Origin of the sequence: Methylobacterium sp. J-070 (assembly GCF_022829385.1) — a bacterium.
GTDB lineage: Bacteria > Pseudomonadota > Alphaproteobacteria > Rhizobiales > Beijerinckiaceae > Methylobacterium.
The window spans coordinates 115,552-131,777 of sequence record NZ_JAKSXX010000237.1; the positions used below are offsets into that span (position 1 = coordinate 115,552).

The window sequence follows — 16,226 nt, forward strand, 5'->3', positions numbered from 1 at the left end:
GCTCTCGGCCTCACCCTATCCCGCCCAAGTTCCCTCATCCTGAGGTGCCCGCTTCAGCGGGCCTCGAAGGAGGGCTCCAGCTTGCGCCGAGATCCCTGGAGGCCTCCTTCGAGGCCTCCGCTTCGCTCCGTCGCCTCAGGATGAGGGGGTCGATGGGAGCCGCTGGTCAACCGATCAGTTGAACAGCGAGCCCACGCCGCCCTGCACCCGGCCGAGGCCGGCGCGGGCGACGGTGTTGTTCGGGTCGATCACCGAGGCGCGCTGGTAGTTCTCCAGGGCCTCCTTGCGCTGGCCCGACTTCTCGTAGGCCAGGCCGCGGTAGGCCCAGGACGTGGCGTCCCTGTTGTTGACGTTGAGGGCCGCGTTGTAGTCCTCGATCGCCTTCGGGTACTGGTTCGTGGCGATCAGGCTCTGGCCGCGGGCGGCGTAGGGCGCGGACTTGAAGGGATCACGGTCGATGGCGGCGTCGAAATCGGCGATCGCCTGGGCGTCCTGACCCTGCTTCTGCCGCACGAGGCCCCGGGCGTGGTAGGCCTCGGCCGATTCGGGCATCAGCCGGATCGCGACGTTGAGGTCCGAGAGCGCCTGGTCGAGGTTGCCCTGCGCGCGCTCGACATTGGCGCGGCCGATATAGGCCGGGCCGTAATTCGGATCGATGCCGATCGCCTTGCTGAAATCCTGCAGCGCCGGGCCGTCGCGGCCGACCTGACGGCTGGCGAGCGCCCGGTTGTTGTAGGCCGAAGCGGAGTTCGGATCGATCTGGATCGCCTTGGTGAAGTCGGCGATGGCATCGTTGAACTGGCCGGCGCGGGCATAGGCGGCGCCGCGGGTGGTGTAGGCCGCCGCGTCGTTCGGGTTGCGCTGCACGACCTCGGTCAGCGAGGCGATGTTGACGTTGGTGGCGCCCGTGGTGTCCGTCTCCAGCACCGCGTATTGCCGCGCGCCGGCGGCGCTCCCGACGGTCTCGCAGCCGGCGAGCGCCGCGGCCGAGAGCGCGGCCGCGCCGATCAGTGCCGCCTTCCGTGCCAGCCCGTTGCGTACGATCATCGCCCCACTCTCCCCGAGGCACGGTGCGCCCCGCACCCACCCCGCCCTCGCATTCCTGTCGCCCGGCCGCGCCGGGCACACCCGCTCCGGGGCACCGTCGCCCATCACGGTGAAGGCCGGCTTAAGAAGCGCCGCGTCAGGGTCCGGCCCCTCTCCCCGCCCGGCGAAGGCCGGCAGCGCGGAGAGAATCGACCGGCCGCAATCGGCACCGACCACGCCCGGTGGAAGCGGCGGGATGTGGCGAAGGTATGGCTCGACGGCGCCGCGGCGCCGGGTTCGCGCCTCCGGCGCCCGCGCGGCGGGGCGGGTGTGTTCCCGAAGCCGCAGAAATCAGCCCCCCAGCCGGGTGACGTGCCCCATCTTGCGGCCGGGCCGGGCCTCGCCCTTGCCGTAGAGATGCAGGTGGGCGCCGGGCTCGGCGAGCAAAGCGGGCCAGTCCTCGACCTGGGCGCCGATCAGGTTGCGCATCTCCACCGGGAGGCCGCCGACCCGGGCGGGATCGCCCAGCGGCCAGCCGCAGACCGCCCGGACATGCTGGGCGAATTGCGAGGTCCGCGCCCCCTCGATGGTCCAGTGGCCGGAATTGTGGACCCGGGGGGCGATCTCGTTGACGACGAGCCGCTCGGCACCGTCTTCCCGCACCAGGAACATCTCCACCGCGAGCACGCCGACATAGTCCAGCGCGTCGGCGATCCGCCGGGCGATGTCGAGGGCGGTGCGGCCCGTCTCCGCGGTCAGGCCCGGCGCCGGCACGCGGGTCAGCGCCAGGATGTGGTCGCGGTGCTCGTTCTCGCACAGGTCGAAGGCCGCGAAGCTGCCGTCGCGGCCGCGGGCGGCGACCACCGAGACCTCGCGCTCGAACGCCACGAACCCCTCCAGGATCAGCGGCGCGCCGCCGAACTCGGCAAACAGCGCGTTGCGGTCGCCCTCTTCCCGCGCGCGCAGCATGCGCTGGCCCTTGCCGTCGTAGCCGAAGCGGCGCGTCTTGAGCACCGCCGGCAGGCCGATGGCCTCGATCGCCCGGTCGAGATCGTCGGGCGTGTCGACCGCCCGGAACGGCGCCGTGGGGATGCCGAGGCCGTTGACGAAGTCCTTCTCGGACAGGCGGTCCTGCGTGGTGGACAGCGCCCGCGCGTTCGGGTGCAGGGCCGCGTGGCGCGCCAGGATGTCGGCGGTGGCGTGCGGGATGTTCTCGAACTCGTAGGTCACGACATCGACGCTCCGCGCAAAGGCCGCGAGCGCCTCGGCGTCGTCGTAGGCCGCGCAGGTGGTCCGGGCGGCGACGTCGAAGGCGGGGCTGTCCCGGTCGGGCGCGTAGACGTGCACCTTCAGGCCGTAATCGGCCGCCGCGAGCGCGATCATGCGCCCGAGCTGCCCGCCGCCGACGATGCCGAGGGTGGAGCCGGGGCCGAGGTTTCTGTCCGTCACGATCCTGCTTCCGTCTCCGGCCGCTCGGCCACCGACGCGGTCTGGGCCGCGCGCCACGCTTCGAGGCGATCCGCCAGGGCCGCGTCGGACAGCGCCAGGACCGCCGCGGCCAGCAGCGCCGCGTTGACCGCCCCGGCCCGGCCGATCGCCAGGGTCCCGACCGGGATGCCGGCCGGCATCTGGACGATGGACAGCAGGCTGTCCTGGCCCGACAGGGCCTTCGATTCCACCGGCACGCCGAAGACCGGCAGACGGGTCATCGCCGCCGCCATGCCGGGCAGGTGCGCGGCACCGCCCGCGCCCGCGATCACGACCTTGAGGCCGGCCGCGACCGCACCCTTGGCGAAGGCCACGAGACGGTCGGGGGTGCGGTGGGCGGACACGATCCGGGCGTCGTAGGGTATGCCGAGGGCGTCGAGCGTCTCGGCGGCGTGCCGCATGGTCGCCCAGTCGGACTGGCTGCCCATGATGATCGCGACCGGAGGCGACGCCATCGTTGATCCCGGCAAAAGAGCGCGCTTACAGGCGGCACGGGCCCGCGGCAAGGCGGGGCCCGGCGGCGTCCACCGGCATCAGGCGATGATGTCGGGGGTGAGCGCGTCCTCGATGTGGAAGATGCGGTCGCGCAGGGTGAGCTTGCGCTTCTTCAGGCGCTGGATCTGGAGCTGGTCGCCGGCGACGCTGCGCTCCAGCGCCTCGATGGCGCCGTCGAGGTCCCGGTGCTCCTCGCGCAGCCGGGCCAGCTCGCCCTCGAGATCCGCCTGCGCATTCTCACCCGACTCGTCCGCCATCGCCACCCGCGGGAACAAGGATCGCTCATCGCCGGAGAGCATGCGTCACGCCCTTCCCCGGGACAAGCCGGGCCGGCAAGCATTCACCAAGCTTGACCTGAGAAAACGCTTCAACTGGTGCGGCATCCTGTGTCAGTCTCGGCATGTCGAAACGATGACAGGAGATTCGACTCATGTCGCTGCAGACGCATCTGAGCCAACTCGCCCGGAAGCACGAAGCCCTCGAGCGCGAGATTCAGGAAGCGATCCACAGGCCTTCGGCGAACGACCTCCGAATCGCCGAGCTGAAGCGACGGAAACTTCTCCTCAAGGACGAGATCAACAGGCTCCAGGCGGGCAGCGACACGCTGCACTGAGCCGCGGATTCACCGCGCGGAATCGTAGATCCAGCCCAACATCAGCCGCCGCATCGGGAGCCCCGGTGCGGCGGTTCCCGTGTGGCTTACGCTGAGCCGCTGCGCGGCGGTTCCCGGATCGGGTTCCGCTGCCGCTCCCCCGGCGCGGGAAAGGCTCCGTGCAGGAGCGCGCGCGCCGCTCTTTCCCAAGCCCATCCCGCTTCGGATCCGCGGACGGCTCCGGGCGCGAACCGCCCTCGCGCCCGCACGAGAATGGGCTAATCTCGCCCCCGCCGCCGGAGAGCGGCCCGCGAGGACACGCCGAGCCGATGACGAACGCCAGCCTTCCGGGCCGCTATCCCGAGATCTACGACGCCGCCCGCCGCGACCCGGAGGCGTTCTGGCTCGACGCGGCCCGGGCGCTCGACTGGTCTCGGGCGCCGACGCGGGCCTTCGCGCCGGAGACCGGCCCCTACGGCCGCTGGTACCCGGACGGGTCGCTGAATGCCTGCCACAACGCGGTCGACCGCCATGCCGACGGGGCACGGGCCGACCAGGTGGCGATCCGGTACGATTCGCCCGTCACCGGCACGAAGCGCAGCATCACATACCGGGAGTTGCGCGACGCGGTTTCGACGCTGGCCGCGGTGCTGGCCGGGCTCGGCGTCGGCAAGGGCGACCGGGTGATCCTGTACATGCCGATGGTGCCCGAGGCCCTGTTCGGCATGCTGGCCTGCGCCCGGCTCGGCGCCATCCACTCGGTGGTGTTCGGCGGTTTCGCCGCCAACGAGCTGGCCGTGCGGATCGAGGATGCGGCGCCGAAGGTGGTGCTGGCGGCCTCCTGCGGGATCGAGCCGAACCGGGTGGTCGCCTACAAGCCGCTCCTCGACGCGGCGATCGCCGCCTCGCGCCACAAGCCCGACGCCTGCCTGATCCTCCAGCGCCCGCACTGCGCCGCGACGCTCGTGCCGGAGCGGGACCGCGACTGGGCCGAGGCCGTCGCGGAAGCGAGCGCGGCCGGGGAGCGGGCGGATTGCGTGCCGGTCGCCGCCACCGACCCGCTCTACATCCTCTACACCTCGGGCACGACCGGCAAACCCAAGGGCGTGGTCCGCGACACGGGCGGCTACCTCGCGGCGCTCGCCTGGTCGATGCCGAACCTCTACGGCGTGCAGCCCGGGGAGACCTACTTCTGCGCCTCCGACATCGGCTGGGTCGTCGGCCATTCCTACATCGTCTACGCGCCGCTCCTGCACGGCTGCACCACCGTCCTGTACGAGGGCAAGCCGGTGGGCACGCCCGATGCCGGGGCCTTCTGGCGGGTCGTCTCCGAGTACGGCGTCGCCTGCCTGTTCACCGCGCCGACGGCGCTGCGGGCGATCAAGAAGGAGGATTCCAAGGGCGCCCGGATCGCCGATTACGACCTCTCGGCCTTCCGCAGCCTGTTCCTGGCCGGCGAGCGCGCCGATCCCGATTCGGTCGCCTGGGCCGAGCGGGTGCTGGACCGGCCGGTGATCGACCATTGGTGGCAGACCGAGACCGGATGGCCGATCGCCGGCAACCCGCTGGGGCTCGGCCTCCTGCCGGTGAAGCACGGCAGCACCTGCGTGCCGATGCCGGGCTACGCGGTCGAGGTTCTGGACGAGGGCGGCCGGCCGGTCCCGGCCGGGACGATGGGCACCATCGCGATCCGCCTGCCCCTGCCGCCCGGCTGCCTGCCGACCCTGTGGGGCTCGGATGCGCGGATGCGGTCGAGCTACCTCGCCACCTTCCCGGGTTTCTACGACACCTCGGATGCCGGGGTGATCGACGCGGACGGCTACATCACCGTGCTGGGGCGGACCGACGACATCATCAACGTCGCGGGCCATCGCCTCTCCACCGGCGGCATGGAGGCCGTCCTGGCCGGCCACCCGGACGTGGCGGAGTGCGCGGTGATCGGCATCCGCGACGCGCTGAAGGGCGAGGTGCCCTGCGGCTTCGTCGTGCTGAAGGCCGGCGTCGACCGGCCGACCGCCGAGATCGAGCGCGAACTCGTCGTCAAGGTGCGCGACGAGATCGGCCCGGTGGCGGCGTTCAAGCTCGCGCTCACCGTGCCGCGCCTGCCCAAGACCCGCTCGGGCAAGATCCTGCGGGCCACCATGAAGCGCATCGCCGACGACGAGCCGTGGACGATGCCGGCCACGATCGACGACGCCGCGGTCCTCGACGAGATCGGCGAGAGCCTCAAAGGTCGGGGACTCGGCCCCGGCTGAGGCTCCTGGCGGCCTCCACGGCCCTACCCACGAACCGGCCAGCCCATCCAGACGGAACGTGTCCGCGCGGCCTTGCCGGCCGGGCCCCGAACCCGCGCGGTCATTCCGGAGCGGCGCGGCCGGCACCGGAACCCGAAGCCGCCCTCAACACGGACGCTCGGCGCATCGGCGGGCCCGGCGCCAGGGCCCGGCCGCGCGACCCTCGACCGACGGGGGAACGGCGCGGCCGACCCGGACGGGCGACGCCCCGGCAACCCGCGCCCTTGCATCCCGCAATCCACCTACCATCTTCAGACCATCCAACCGGATGGTCTGGAGCAGGAAAGCATGAGCGACAACGTGCACGACATCCGCCCGAAGGTGCCGGACAGCGAGAAGATCACGGTCAATCTCGGCTTCGTCGATCTCGGGCGCGTGGACCTGATGGTCCGCGACGGCTTCTACGCCAACCGCGCCGACTTCATCCGCACGGCGGTGCGCAACCAGCTGGACCGCCAGGAGGAGGCGGTCCGGCAATCGGTGGCGCGGCGCCAGCTCCGCCTGGGCCTCTCGCACTTCTCCCGCGCGGATCTGGAGGCGGCCCGGGATGCGGGGTCGCCGCTGCACATCCAGGTCCTGGGTCTCGCCACCATCGCCGCCGACGTCACGCCCGAGCTGGCCCGCGCCGCCATCGCCTCCGTGGAGGTCCTGGGCGCCTTCCAGGCCAGCCCCGCCGTCAAGGCGGCGCTGGCCGACCGGACCGCCTGACACCCACGAACCCGCCACCCGCACCGCAGCAGGATCCCCCCATGTTCCCCTTCTCCAAGTTCGACCCATCCAAGATCGATCTCTCCAAGTTCGACCGCGCCGCGTTCAAGATGCCGAACTTCGATGTCCCGCCGTTCGACCCCGGCGCTGCCGAGGCCGCGACGGCGCGGGGATCGAAGGGCGCGGGTGATCGCGCCGCCCGGATGAAGGACGCGATGGCGCGCTTCCGCCGCGCCCAGGGGGCCGCCCTCGCGCAGTGGACCGAGGCCTGCCGCACGGCCGCGGAGGCGCCGGCCGCGGCCCGCCATGACGGGCCGACCCTCGACATGGAGGCGCCGAAGGCCGCCGGCGGGGCCTGGACGGCGCCGGACCAGGCCGGCGGCCCGAAGCCGGAGGCGGGTCCGGACCTGTCGGCGATGATGCGCGCCCTGCGCGAGACCCTGCCGGGGGCCTTCCCGGCGGGCGGTGCGCCGGCGGGGCGCGGCGCGCCGGTGACGGTCCCGCCCGGGGCGCGTTTCGAGGAGCGGACCTTCGCGGACGCCGCCGGCAGCCGACGCTACAAGGTCTACGTCCCGAGCGGCTACCGGGGGCAGGCCCTGCCGGTGATCGTGATGCTCCACGGCTGCACGCAGAACCCCGACGATTTCGCCGCCGGCACGCGCATGAACGCCCTGGCCGAGGAGCGGACCTTCTTGGTCGCCTACCCGGAGCAGCCGCAATCGGCCAACATGCAGCGGTGCTGGAACTGGTTCTCCTCCGGCGACCAGGTCCGCGAGGGCGGGGAGCCGGCGCTGATCGCCGGCATCGCCCGGTCGGTGGTCTCGGAGTTCTCGGCCGATCCCGACCGGGTCTACGCGGCCGGGCTCTCGGCCGGCGGCGCCGCGGCGGCGATCCTGGGGGCGACCTATCCGGACCTGTTCGCGGCCGTCGGGATCCATTCCGGGCTGGCCTGCGGGGCGGCCCGGGACATGCCCGGCGCCTTCGCGGCCATGAAAGGGCAGGGGCCGGTTCCGGGGCGCAACCGGCGGGCCGTCCCCACCATCGTGTTCCACGGCGACGGCGACCGCACCGTGCATCCGGTCAACGGCGATCAGGTGGTCGCCCAGGCCATGCCGGACTCCGGCCTCGCCGAGGCGGTCAGCCGGGACACGAGCCCGGGCGGCATGGCCTTCACCCGGACGGTCCGCAGCGACGGCGCGGGGCGGCCGCTGCTGGAGCAATGGGTGCTGCACGGGGCCGGGCACGCGTGGTCGGGCGGCAGCCCGGAGGGATCCTACACCGACCCGCGCGGTCCCGACGCCAGCCGCGAGATGGTCCGGTTCTTCCTGGCGCAGGCCGGCGATCCGGAGGCGCGCGGCTGACCGGGGCCGCCGGCGGCGCGGGACATCCAGCGCGCCGCGACCGGCCCGACCTCACTCGGCGTCGGGGGCGTCGCCATCCTCGTCCAGATCGCCGGGTCCCGGCCGTTCCGGACCCGGCGCGTAGGCGCCCGGAACCGTGCCGGCCGACACCGAGGCCGGCATCCCCTGCGGGCCCGGCTCGGACGGGATCAGGGTCGCAGTGGCCGCGACGAAGCCGGCCATCGCGCGCAGGTCCCGGGTCTGGCGCGGGTCGCGGGCGACCAGCGTCGCCTCCTGCTTGAGGCGGAGGTTGCAGGCCGGCGTGGGCAGGCCGCCCTCCGGCGTGCAGGCATCGTGGCGGGCGCAGGCCGCGTCGAGGGCATCGATCGGCGGCAGCGGGGCGTTGTTGCCCGGACCGCAATAGTTGCCGTGGATCAGCATCTTGGGTCCGCCGAAGGCGGCCGGCTGCGCGTAGGACGGCGCTGCGAGGACGGCGCCCCCGAGGGCTAGGAGGAGCGGGGCTGCAAGGCGGGTCGGCATTGTACGGGACCTCGGCGATCTCGCCCCCTCAGGCGGTTCGCGTCGTGGTGACAGGGCCAGAAACGGCTGGCCCACCGGCCGGTTCCCGGCTCGCCGCCCGCAGGGCTGACCTGCCGCAGCACGCTGGCGGGCGCGGCCGTCCTGCTCCAGATTGGCGGGACGTATCCGGAGCCCGCCATGACCGCACGCCTGTTCGAACCACTGACGCTCGACGCGCTCACGCTCGAGAACCGCATCCTGATCGCGCCGATGTGCCAGTATTCGGCCCGGGACGGCGAGGCCACCGACTGGCACATGATGCATCTCGGCCACCTCGCCATGTCGGGGGCGGGCCTGCTGACCCTGGAGGCCACCGCGATCTCCCCCGAGGCGCGGATCACCGCCTGGGACCTCGGCCTCTACAACGACGGCTGCGAGCGGGCGCTGGCCCGGGTGCTCGACGCCGTGCGCGAGTACGCGCCGATCCCGGTCTGCATCCAGATCGCCCATGCCGGGCGCAAGGCGTCGAGCGACGCCCCCTGGGCCGGCGGACAGCAGATCCCGCCGGAGCATCCCTATGGCTGGCGCACCGAGGCGCCCTCGGCGGTCGCGCACGGGGAGGGCGAGGTCCCGCCCCACGCCCTCGACGCCGCCGACCTGAAGCGCGTCCGGGAAGCGTTCGTGGCGACCGCCCGCCGCGCCGTGCGCCTCGGCATCGAGGCGGTGGAGCTGCACGGGGCCCACGGCTACCTGCTGCACCAGTTCCTGTCGCCCATCGCCAACAAGCGCACTGACGCATACGGCGGCAGCCTCGAGAACCGCATGCGCTTCCCGCTCGAGATCTACGACGCGGTGCGCGACGTCGTCCCGGCGGGGCGCCCCGTGTGGCTGCGCGTCTCGGCCACCGACTGGGTCGAGGACGGCTGGGACCTCGACGAGACGGTCGAGCTGGCGAAGGCGCTCAAGCGCGCGGGCTCGCCGGCCCTCCACGTCTCCACGGGCGGCGTCTCGCCCAAGCAGGCGATCAAGCTCGGGCCGGGCTATCAGGTTCCCTATGCCGAGCGGATCAAGGCCGAGACCGGGCTCACCACCATCGCGGTCGGGCTGATCACCGAGGCGCAGCAGGCGGAGACGATCCTGCAGGAGGGCAAGGCGGACGCGATCTCGCTCGCCCGCGCCATGCTGTACGATCCGCGCTGGCCCTGGCACGCGGCCGCCGAACTCGGCGCCCGGGTGCGGGCGCCCAAGCAGTACTGGCGCTCGCAGCCTCGGGAGTACAAGGACCTGTTCAAGGATACGGCGTTCGGACAGCGGTGAGGCGCGGCAACGCGCCCTGAACGGCGGCATGTTCCGGACGCCTGTGAGCCTCAGCGCGGTCCGACATCCTCCCCGTCGGTCCGGGGCGCCGCAGGCGAGCCCGGAATTCGGACACGATCGGTGGATCGGGATTTTGCACCGGGCGGCCGCACCGGCTTCCGGGCTCCGCTTTGCGGGCCCGGAACGACACGGTGATTCATGCTGCGGCCGTGACGGCACTGACCACACCGGTCTCGCAACCTACCGCGGCATCGCCCCGACCAGCGGGCCGAGCGGCCGGCCGATATCCGAGCGGCCGAGCCCCGGCGCGTAGAGGCTCGACACCGAGCCGTCGAGGAACAGGGCGTTGCGGCAGCCGAGGTCGTCCCGGAACAGGCGCGCGAAGGCCCCGAAGGTCACCGGCCGCTCGGAGATCGCGAAGATCGCCAGGTGCCCGTCCGCCGGCACGCCGACGCCGTTGCGGATCTTCTGGCTCGGGCCGTCGGCGGAGATCTTCGGATGGATCTGGCCGTCGATCACCAGCATCGGGCCGGATTGCGTGGCGTAGTCCGGCCGGAGCTTCGCCCGGAGGTAGTGGGCGGTGTCGAGTACGCCCGCCCGCTCGCCCTTCACCCAGAAGACGCCGTTGGGCTTGAGGTGGAAGTTGCCCGGGCCGTCCGCCGTCGAGACGTGCCGCATCTCGCGCCCGTCCTCGACGTAGAGGCCGACCGGCGCCTGGTCCTTGTCGTACATGCCGGCATTCATCGCGAAGCTGAGGCGGCGGCCCGCCCCCTCGGCCAGGGTCCCGAGGGACCCGTAGGGCCGCCCGTCCGCCTGCAGCCAGAACAGCTGCAGCCGCTGCCGCCGCAGGTCGATCGTGCACACCGTGAAGCTCTCGCCCTGAGCCTCGACGATCCGGCACGGCTCCGCCCCGGTCGGGACCGCCCCGGCGCGGCCGGGGAGGGTGAGCGCGAGGAGCGCGATCAAAAGAGCGTGGGCCGGGCGCATCGTGATCCCTCGTTCCGTGCTGCTCAGGGGCCGCCGAGCGGGCACGCCGAGCGGCGGCCGCGGCGCCTCTCACTCCGGAAAGCGGTTCTTTTCGTGTCCGAAGCCGTCCCGAGGCTTGCGGGCTCCGACAGCGGCGGCGCGCCGCGGAACGGGACTGGACCGTTTTGGCCCCTCGGACGTTTGTTGTGCCAGAGGGCGGTATTTCCATGGAGATGGTGTGATGAAGGGTGCAGTGCTCGGCTCGGCCCTGCTGGCGGCGGGAGCCCTGGCGCTCGCGCCGGCCAGCGCGGATGCGCGCGGCTTCGGCGGCGGCGGATTCCATGGCGGCGGCTTCCACGGTGGCGGGTTCGGCGGCTTCCGGGGCGGTGGCTTCGGCGGCGGCTTCCGCGGCGCCGGTTTCCGGGGCGGCGGCTTCGGCTACGGTCGGGGCTTCGGTGGCCGCGGCTACGGCTATCGCGGCGGTTACGGCTACGGCCTCGGCGGCCTGGGCCTCGGCGTCGGCCTGGGTCTGGCGGCCGGTGGCCTCTACGGGGGCTACGGTGGCTACGGCTACCCGGGCTACGGCTACGGCTACGGCGGCGGCTACGCCCCCGTCGGCTACGGCGGCGATTACGGCTACGGCGGCGGCTGCTACACGGTTCCGCGGGTGCGCTGGACCCCCTATGGCTACCGCCGGGTCCTGGTCGAGCGCTGCTACTGAGCCGCGATCCGACAGCGACGCGTTCGGGAAAGGCCGCCTTCGGGCGGCCTTTTCCTTGACACGGCCCCCTCCGCACCGTTGGACAGCTCGGCCCTAGGCGCCGATAGTGCCAGAGGCTGACGGGAGAGGGTTCATGAGTATGGCAACCGGGCAGGGGCGTCCGGGCGTCGACGCGGTCGAGATCCGCGACGCCAGCCTCACGGCCTTCTACCGCTCGATGACGCCGCCGGAGCGGCACACCTTCTGGGCGTGCGCCGCGGGCTGGTGCCTCGACGGCATGGACTTCATGATCTACCCGCTGGTGATCGGGACGATCATGGCCCTGTGGCACGTGGATTCCGGCACGGCCGGGCTCGCCGCCACGGTGACGCTGCTGGCCTCGGCGCTGGGCGGCTGGCTCGCCGGCTTCATCGCCGACCGGATCGGCCGGGTGCTGACCCTTCAGATCACGATCCTGTGGTTCTCGGTCTTCTCGCTGCTCTGCGCCTTCGTGCAGAACTTCGACCAGCTGCTGATCGCCCGGGCGATCCTGGGCCTCGGATTCGGCGGCGAGTGGGCGGCCGGCGCCGTGCTGATCGGCGAGACCATCCGGGCCGAGTATCGCGGCCGGGCTGTCGGCTCCGTGCAGTCCGGCTGGGCGATCGGCTGGGGGCTTGCGGTCCTGTCGCAGGCGGTGCTGTTTTCCCTGCTGCCGCCCGAGACCGCGTGGCGCTGGATGTTCGCCGTGGGGGCGTTGCCGGCGCTGCTGGTCTTCTACCTGCGCCGCTACGTCGAGGAGCCGCAGGTCGCCGCCGAGACCCGGGCCCGCGCGGCCGCGTCCGGCGACCGGCCGCAGATCTGGGAGATCTTCTCGGGTCCGATCCTGAAGACGACGCTGCTCGCCTCGCTGGCGGCGGCGGGCTGCCAGGGCGGCTACTACGCGATCACCACCTGGGTGCCGCGCTTCCTCACCACCGAGCGCCACCTGTCGGTCGTCTCCTCCACCGGCTACCTGTCGGCGCTGATCATCGGTTCGTTCACCGGCTACCTCGTGGGCGCGTGGCTCGCCGACCGCCTCGGGCGGCGGCCGCTGTTCCTGATCTTCTCGGTGGGCGCCATCGCGGTGGTCATCGCCTACACGCAGATCCCCCTGTCGAACGGGGTGCTGTGGGTGCTGGGCTTCCCCCTGGGCTTCTTCGCCTCGGGCTACTTCTCCGGGATGGGCGCCTTCCTCACCGAACTCTACCCGACCCGCCTGCGCGGCTCGGGGCAGGGGTTCTGCTACAATTTCGGCCGGGGCGTCGGCGCCCTGTTCCCGGCGCTCGTCGGCTACCTGTCGGAGCGGGCCGGCCTCGCCTCGGCGATCGCGATCTTCGCGGCCATCGCCTACGGGGTGTTCTTCCTGGCGGCCTTCGCGCTGCCGGAGACCCGCGGCAAGGTCCTGCACGCGGATTCCTGATCATGCTGGAGATCCGAGACTGCCCCGCCCCGGACCCGCATCCGGGCGGCCCGACCCGCTACGCCGTTCCCGCCGGCGCGGTCGACACCCATGCCCACGTGATCGGCCTGCCGCCGGCCTACCCGCTGGTGCCGGACCGCAGCTACACGCCCCCGGCCGCTCCGGCGGACCGGTATCTCGCGATGCTCGACGGGACCGGGATGGCCAACGGCGTGCTGGTCCAGGTCAGCGTCCACGGCACCGACAACCGGCTGATGGTCGAGACACTGCGCGCCAACCGGGAGCGCCTGCGCGGCATCGCGGTGATCCCGCTGGGGCTGCCGGATGCCGAGCTCGCCGCCCTGAAGGAATCCGGCGTGGTCGGCCTGCGCCTCAACGTGCTGTTCGGCGGCGGGGTCGGGCTCGACGCGGTGGAGTCCTACGGGGCGCTCGCCCGGGAGATGGGCTGGCACCTGCAGTTCCTGCTCGATGCCCGGGAGCTGCCGCCCATCGCCGGCCGCCTCGGGCGGCTGCCGGTGCCCCTGGTGTTCGACCATATGGGCCACATGCCGGCCTCCGCCGGGGTGGATCATCTGGGCTTCCAGGCGCTGCTCGGCCTCGTGCGCGACGGCAACTGGGTCAAGCTCTCGGGCGCGTTCCGGGATTCCGTGACCGGACCGCCCTACGCGGACACGATCCCCTTCGCCCGCGCCCTCAACGCGGCCGCGCCGGAGCGCTGCCTCTGGGGCTCGGACTGGCCGCACGTGGCCGCCTGGGACGGGCCGCCCCGGACCACGACGCTCCTCGACCTGCTGGCCGACTGGGTGCCCGACGAGGCGCGGCGGCGGATGCTGTTCGTCGACAATCCGCGGCGGCTCTACGGATTCGGATAGGCTGCGGCCCGGCCGGAGACGCGTTCAGACTCGCAGGTCGACGCTCTGGCCCTGTCCGGGGGGCGCCGGCGGGCCGGCGCTCGCCGCGCTCTGTGCGGTGTCCGCCACGAGCCCGGCGACGGCCTTGTCGGCCGCGAGCCGCTGTTGGGCGACGGCGATGCCGATCTGCTGGTTCTGGGACGCCCCCAGCATCTGGACGGCGGCGGCGGCGGACAGCGGTTCCATGCCGCCGATCCTAGCCCGCCCGCCTGAATCCGGCGTTAGCCGGATCCGGGGCCTTTGAACGATCGGCGCTCACCCGTCCAGGAAGCCCCGCTGCCGGGCCCGGTAGCTTCCGATCAGCGTCACGCAGACGAAGGACACGCCGGCCAGCACCGTGCCGAACAGGGCGATCGGCCACCAATGTCCCTGGAAGCGCTCGGCCAGGACCGTGCCGACGATCGGGGTCAGCCCGCCGGCGAGCGCGCCGCAGAACTGGTAGGCGATGGAGATCGCCGTGTAGCGGATCCGGGTCGGGAAGGCTCCCGCAAGGTAGCCGGCGATCACCGCGTAGAAGGTCGCGCTGCCGACCACGTTGAGGGCGAGCCCCAGGACGATCAGGGGAACCGACTTGGTCTCGACGAGCCAGAACAGCGGGTAGGGGGCCAGCATCGCCCAGACCAGCGTCCCCTGGAGGAACAGCCGCTCGTTGCGGATCGCTTCCGCGATCCGGGCGCCCACCGGGGTCATCACCAGCTGCACCACCGCGGCGATCAGCAGGGCGTCGAGGATCGTCGCCCGGGCGATGCCGAGATACTGCGTGGTGAAGGCGATCATGAAGGTGTTGAACAGGTAGACCGAGGCGATCGCGAAGGTGTTGGCGCCGGCCGCCAGCAGCACCGGCTTCAGGCAGGTGGTCAACACCTCGCGCACCGGCGCCGGCGGCGGCCCGCCCGCCGCCCGGGCCTTCTCGAAGGCCGGCGATTCCGCGACGCCGAGGCGGATCGCGAGCCCGACGGCGAGCAGAAGGATGCTGACGAGGAACGGCACCCGCCAGCCCCAGGCCAGAAAACTCTCCTTGTCGAGGAGGCCGGCCAGCCGGAAGGCCAGCAGCGACAGGATCTGCCCGGCGGGGCTGCCGAGCTGCGCGAAGGAGGCGAAGAAGGTGTTGCGCCCGGCCGGCGCGTGCTCGGCGGCCATCAGCACGGCCCCGCCCCACTCGCCGCCGACCGCCAGCCCCTGGATCAGCCGCAGGACGACCAGCATCACCGGCGCCCACAGGCCGACGGAGGCGTAGGTCGGCAGCAGGCCGATCCCCGAGGTGGCGATGCCCATCATCACCAGGGTCGCCACGAGCGCCCGCTTGCGCCCGAACCGGTCGCCGAGATGCCCGAAGATCAGGCCCCCCAGCGGCCGGGCCAGGAAGCCCACCGCGAAGGTGCCGAAGGCCGAGAGCGTGGCGATGTAGGGTGATTCCGCCGTGAAGAAGAGCGGCCCGAACACCAGGGCCGCCGCGGTGCCGTAGATGAAGAAATCGTACCATTCGATCGTGGTGCCCACGAAGGCGGCGAGCGCCGCCCGGGCCGACTGGTTCTGTCCGGTCCCGGAAGCCGGGGCTGCGGTGGTGGCGGCCATCGATCCTCGCGTGGCATCATGAATTCAGGCGGACACCCTGCATGCGCCAGTCGGGCAGCCCGCGGCAACGTCCGCGACGCGATAGCGCCTCCCATCCACCCTCCTCATCCTGAGGTGCCCGCGTCAGCGAGCCTCGAAGGAGGGCTCCAGGGATCGCGCGGCTGGCTGGAGGCTCCTTCGAGGCCTGCGCTGCGCTCCGGCACCTCAGGATGAGGGGGGCGGATGGGAATGCCCGGTGCGGCCGCGTCGCTTCAAAAACTCGGCGGCGTGCAGGCGCTCACCACCTCGCACGGATTGGGCCCGACGCAGCGGAAGCGGTGTGGGCGGCGGCTGTCGAAGCTGTAGGCGTCGCCGGGGCCGAGGATCCGCCGCTCGGCATCCACCGTCACCTCCAGGCGGCCGGAGAGCACGATGCCGCCCTCCTCGCCCTCGTGGGAGAGCGGCACCCGGCCGGTATCGGCGCCGGGCTCGTAGCGCTCCTTGAGGATCTGGAGCTTGCGCCCGAACAGGCTGTCGCCGACCTGCCGGTACGAGATCGCCCCCTTGGCGGCCCGCCGGCCGATCTCGGTGAGCGCCTCGGCCGCGAAGAAGGCCTTGCGCTCGGGTTCCGGTTCCAGGGCGAAGAACTCGGCCATGCCGATCGGCACCCCGTCGAGGATCCGCTTCAGGGCGCCCACCGACGGGTTCACCCGGTTGCCCTCGATCAGCGAGATCGCCGAGTTCGTCACCCCGGCCCGCTTGGCCAGCGTCCGCTGCGACAGGCCGTGGCGGGCGCGCACGAAGCGCAGGCGCGCCCCGACATCGATGCTCATCCGGCCAGGCCCCGTTTCACGTGT

General features: G+C 72.5%; 17 protein-coding genes. 8 read left to right on the forward strand and 9 right to left on the reverse strand.

The window, feature by feature from the left end; translation table 11 throughout:
- Nucleotides 1-174 precede the first annotated feature (174 nt).
- The 4 genes from MKL01_RS27370 to MKL01_RS27385 all read right to left on the reverse strand — a co-directional run bounded on the left by MKL01_RS27370 (nt 175) and on the right by MKL01_RS27385 (nt 3,308).
- On the reverse strand, nt 175-1,047 hold the full coding sequence (locus MKL01_RS27370; protein ID WP_243908325.1) for a tetratricopeptide repeat protein: 873 nt from the start codon (nt 1,045-1,047) through the stop codon (nt 175-177).
- A gap of 330 nt (nt 1,048-1,377) precedes the next feature.
- The gene (locus MKL01_RS27375) at nt 1,378-2,475 is read right to left on the reverse strand and encodes a 5-(carboxyamino)imidazole ribonucleotide synthase (RefSeq protein ID WP_243908326.1); all 1,098 of its coding nucleotides are present in this window, start codon (nt 2,473-2,475) and stop codon (nt 1,378-1,380) included.
- The gene (purE, locus tag MKL01_RS27380) at nt 2,472-2,969 is read right to left on the reverse strand and encodes a 5-(carboxyamino)imidazole ribonucleotide mutase (protein WP_243908327.1); all 498 of its coding nucleotides are present in this window, start codon (nt 2,967-2,969) and stop codon (nt 2,472-2,474) included. Before purE ends, MKL01_RS27375 begins: the two co-directional genes overlap by 4 nt.
- Before the next feature lie 78 nt (nt 2,970-3,047).
- Nucleotides 3,048-3,308, reverse strand: coding sequence for a YdcH family protein (locus MKL01_RS27385; protein ID WP_243908328.1), 261 nt, complete (start codon nt 3,306-3,308; stop codon nt 3,048-3,050).
- Nucleotides 3,309-3,439: 131 nt separating this feature from the next.
- Here MKL01_RS27385 and MKL01_RS27390 point away from each other — a divergent pair, with 131 nt between their 5' ends.
- The 4 genes from MKL01_RS27390 to MKL01_RS27405 all read left to right on the forward strand — a co-directional run bounded on the left by MKL01_RS27390 (nt 3,440) and on the right by MKL01_RS27405 (nt 7,964).
- Nucleotides 3,440-3,622: a YdcH family protein gene (locus MKL01_RS27390; RefSeq protein WP_243908329.1), complete on the forward strand. Its 183-nt coding sequence runs from the start codon at nt 3,440-3,442 to the stop codon at nt 3,620-3,622.
- Nucleotides 3,623-3,930: 308 nt separating this feature from the next.
- Complete coding sequence (locus MKL01_RS27395) at nt 3,931-5,856, forward strand: propionyl-CoA synthetase (RefSeq protein WP_243908330.1); 1,926 nt, start codon at nt 3,931-3,933, stop codon at nt 5,854-5,856.
- A 327-nt stretch (nt 5,857-6,183) separates the two neighbouring features.
- Nucleotides 6,184-6,603 (forward strand): CopG family transcriptional regulator, encoded by a 420-nt coding sequence (locus tag MKL01_RS27400; protein ID WP_243908331.1) that lies wholly within the window; start codon nt 6,184-6,186, stop codon nt 6,601-6,603.
- A gap of 215 nt (nt 6,604-6,818) precedes the next feature.
- Nucleotides 6,819-7,964, forward strand: a complete 1,146-nt coding sequence (locus MKL01_RS27405) for an alpha/beta hydrolase family esterase (RefSeq protein WP_409566360.1) — start codon at nt 6,819-6,821, stop codon at nt 7,962-7,964.
- A 51-nt stretch (nt 7,965-8,015) separates the two neighbouring features.
- Here the strand turns inward: MKL01_RS27405 and MKL01_RS27410 are convergent, their stop codons facing one another.
- Nucleotides 8,016-8,483, reverse strand: coding sequence for a hypothetical protein (locus tag MKL01_RS27410; protein WP_243908333.1), 468 nt, complete (start codon nt 8,481-8,483; stop codon nt 8,016-8,018).
- Nucleotides 8,484-8,660: 177 nt separating this feature from the next.
- Here MKL01_RS27410 and MKL01_RS27415 point away from each other — a divergent pair, with 177 nt between their 5' ends.
- Nucleotides 8,661-9,779: an NADH:flavin oxidoreductase/NADH oxidase gene (locus MKL01_RS27415; protein ID WP_243908334.1), complete on the forward strand. Its 1,119-nt coding sequence runs from the start codon at nt 8,661-8,663 to the stop codon at nt 9,777-9,779.
- Between the two features lie 240 nt (nt 9,780-10,019).
- On the opposite strand, the gene MKL01_RS27420 is transcribed toward MKL01_RS27415, so the two are convergent.
- Nucleotides 10,020-10,766, reverse strand: coding sequence for a phosphodiester glycosidase family protein (locus MKL01_RS27420; protein ID WP_243908335.1), 747 nt, complete (start codon nt 10,764-10,766; stop codon nt 10,020-10,022).
- 220 nt (nt 10,767-10,986) lie between these two features.
- Here MKL01_RS27420 and MKL01_RS27425 point away from each other — a divergent pair, with 220 nt between their 5' ends.
- The 3 genes from MKL01_RS27425 to MKL01_RS27435 all read left to right on the forward strand — a co-directional run bounded on the left by MKL01_RS27425 (nt 10,987) and on the right by MKL01_RS27435 (nt 13,776).
- Entirely contained in the window at nt 10,987-11,466 is a 480-nt protein-coding gene (locus MKL01_RS27425) for a hypothetical protein (RefSeq protein ID WP_243908336.1), read from the forward strand.
- Nucleotides 11,467-11,599: 133 nt separating this feature from the next.
- Nucleotides 11,600-12,904: an MFS transporter gene (locus MKL01_RS27430; RefSeq protein WP_409566353.1), complete on the forward strand. Its 1,305-nt coding sequence runs from the start codon at nt 11,600-11,602 to the stop codon at nt 12,902-12,904.
- Nucleotides 12,905-12,906: 2 nt separating this feature from the next.
- Nucleotides 12,907-13,776: an amidohydrolase family protein gene (locus MKL01_RS27435; protein ID WP_243908337.1), complete on the forward strand. Its 870-nt coding sequence runs from the start codon at nt 12,907-12,909 to the stop codon at nt 13,774-13,776.
- 24 nt (nt 13,777-13,800) lie between these two features.
- Here MKL01_RS27435 and MKL01_RS27440 read toward each other — a convergent pair whose 3' ends face one another.
- The 3 genes from MKL01_RS27440 to MKL01_RS27450 all read right to left on the reverse strand — a co-directional run bounded on the left by MKL01_RS27440 (nt 13,801) and on the right by MKL01_RS27450 (nt 16,202).
- On the reverse strand, nt 13,801-14,001 hold the full coding sequence (locus MKL01_RS27440) for a hypothetical protein (protein ID WP_243908338.1): 201 nt from the start codon (nt 13,999-14,001) through the stop codon (nt 13,801-13,803).
- A 69-nt stretch (nt 14,002-14,070) separates the two neighbouring features.
- Entirely contained in the window at nt 14,071-15,390 is a 1,320-nt protein-coding gene (locus MKL01_RS27445; protein WP_243908339.1) for an MFS transporter, read from the reverse strand.
- Between the two features lie 251 nt (nt 15,391-15,641).
- The gene (locus MKL01_RS27450; RefSeq protein ID WP_243908340.1) at nt 15,642-16,202 is read right to left on the reverse strand and encodes a cupin domain-containing protein; all 561 of its coding nucleotides are present in this window, start codon (nt 16,200-16,202) and stop codon (nt 15,642-15,644) included.
- Nucleotides 16,203-16,226 lie beyond the last annotated feature (24 nt).

Excerpts from the sequence above, each read along its gene's own strand:
- MKL01_RS27370 (WP_243908325.1), bottom strand. The coding sequence starts at position 1,047 with ATGATCGTACGCAACGGGCTGGCACGGAAGGCGGCACTGATCGGCGCG.
- purE (WP_243908327.1), bottom strand. The coding sequence starts at position 2,969 with ATGGCGTCGCCTCCGGTCGCGATCATCATGGGCAGCCAGTCCGACTGG.
- MKL01_RS27385 (WP_243908328.1), bottom strand. The coding sequence starts at position 3,308 with ATGCTCTCCGGCGATGAGCGATCCTTGTTCCCGCGGGTGGCGATGGCG.
- MKL01_RS27390 (WP_243908329.1), top strand. The coding sequence starts at position 3,440 with ATGTCGCTGCAGACGCATCTGAGCCAACTCGCCCGGAAGCACGAAGCC.
- MKL01_RS27395 (WP_243908330.1), top strand. The coding sequence starts at position 3,931 with ATGACGAACGCCAGCCTTCCGGGCCGCTATCCCGAGATCTACGACGCC.
- MKL01_RS27400 (WP_243908331.1), top strand. The coding sequence starts at position 6,184 with ATGAGCGACAACGTGCACGACATCCGCCCGAAGGTGCCGGACAGCGAG.
- MKL01_RS27405 (WP_409566360.1), top strand. The coding sequence starts at position 6,819 with ATGGCGCGCTTCCGCCGCGCCCAGGGGGCCGCCCTCGCGCAGTGGACC.
- MKL01_RS27410 (WP_243908333.1), bottom strand. The coding sequence starts at position 8,483 with ATGCCGACCCGCCTTGCAGCCCCGCTCCTCCTAGCCCTCGGGGGCGCC.
- MKL01_RS27415 (WP_243908334.1), top strand. The coding sequence starts at position 8,661 with ATGACCGCACGCCTGTTCGAACCACTGACGCTCGACGCGCTCACGCTC.
- MKL01_RS27420 (WP_243908335.1), bottom strand. The coding sequence starts at position 10,766 with ATGCGCCCGGCCCACGCTCTTTTGATCGCGCTCCTCGCGCTCACCCTC.
- MKL01_RS27425 (WP_243908336.1), top strand. The coding sequence starts at position 10,987 with ATGAAGGGTGCAGTGCTCGGCTCGGCCCTGCTGGCGGCGGGAGCCCTG.
- MKL01_RS27430 (WP_409566353.1), top strand. The coding sequence starts at position 11,600 with ATGAGTATGGCAACCGGGCAGGGGCGTCCGGGCGTCGACGCGGTCGAG.
- MKL01_RS27435 (WP_243908337.1), top strand. The coding sequence starts at position 12,907 with ATGCTGGAGATCCGAGACTGCCCCGCCCCGGACCCGCATCCGGGCGGC.
- MKL01_RS27440 (WP_243908338.1), bottom strand. The coding sequence starts at position 14,001 with ATGGAACCGCTGTCCGCCGCCGCCGCCGTCCAGATGCTGGGGGCGTCC.
- MKL01_RS27445 (WP_243908339.1), bottom strand. The coding sequence starts at position 15,390 with ATGGCCGCCACCACCGCAGCCCCGGCTTCCGGGACCGGACAGAACCAG.
- MKL01_RS27450 (WP_243908340.1), bottom strand. The coding sequence starts at position 16,202 with ATGAGCATCGATGTCGGGGCGCGCCTGCGCTTCGTGCGCGCCCGCCAC.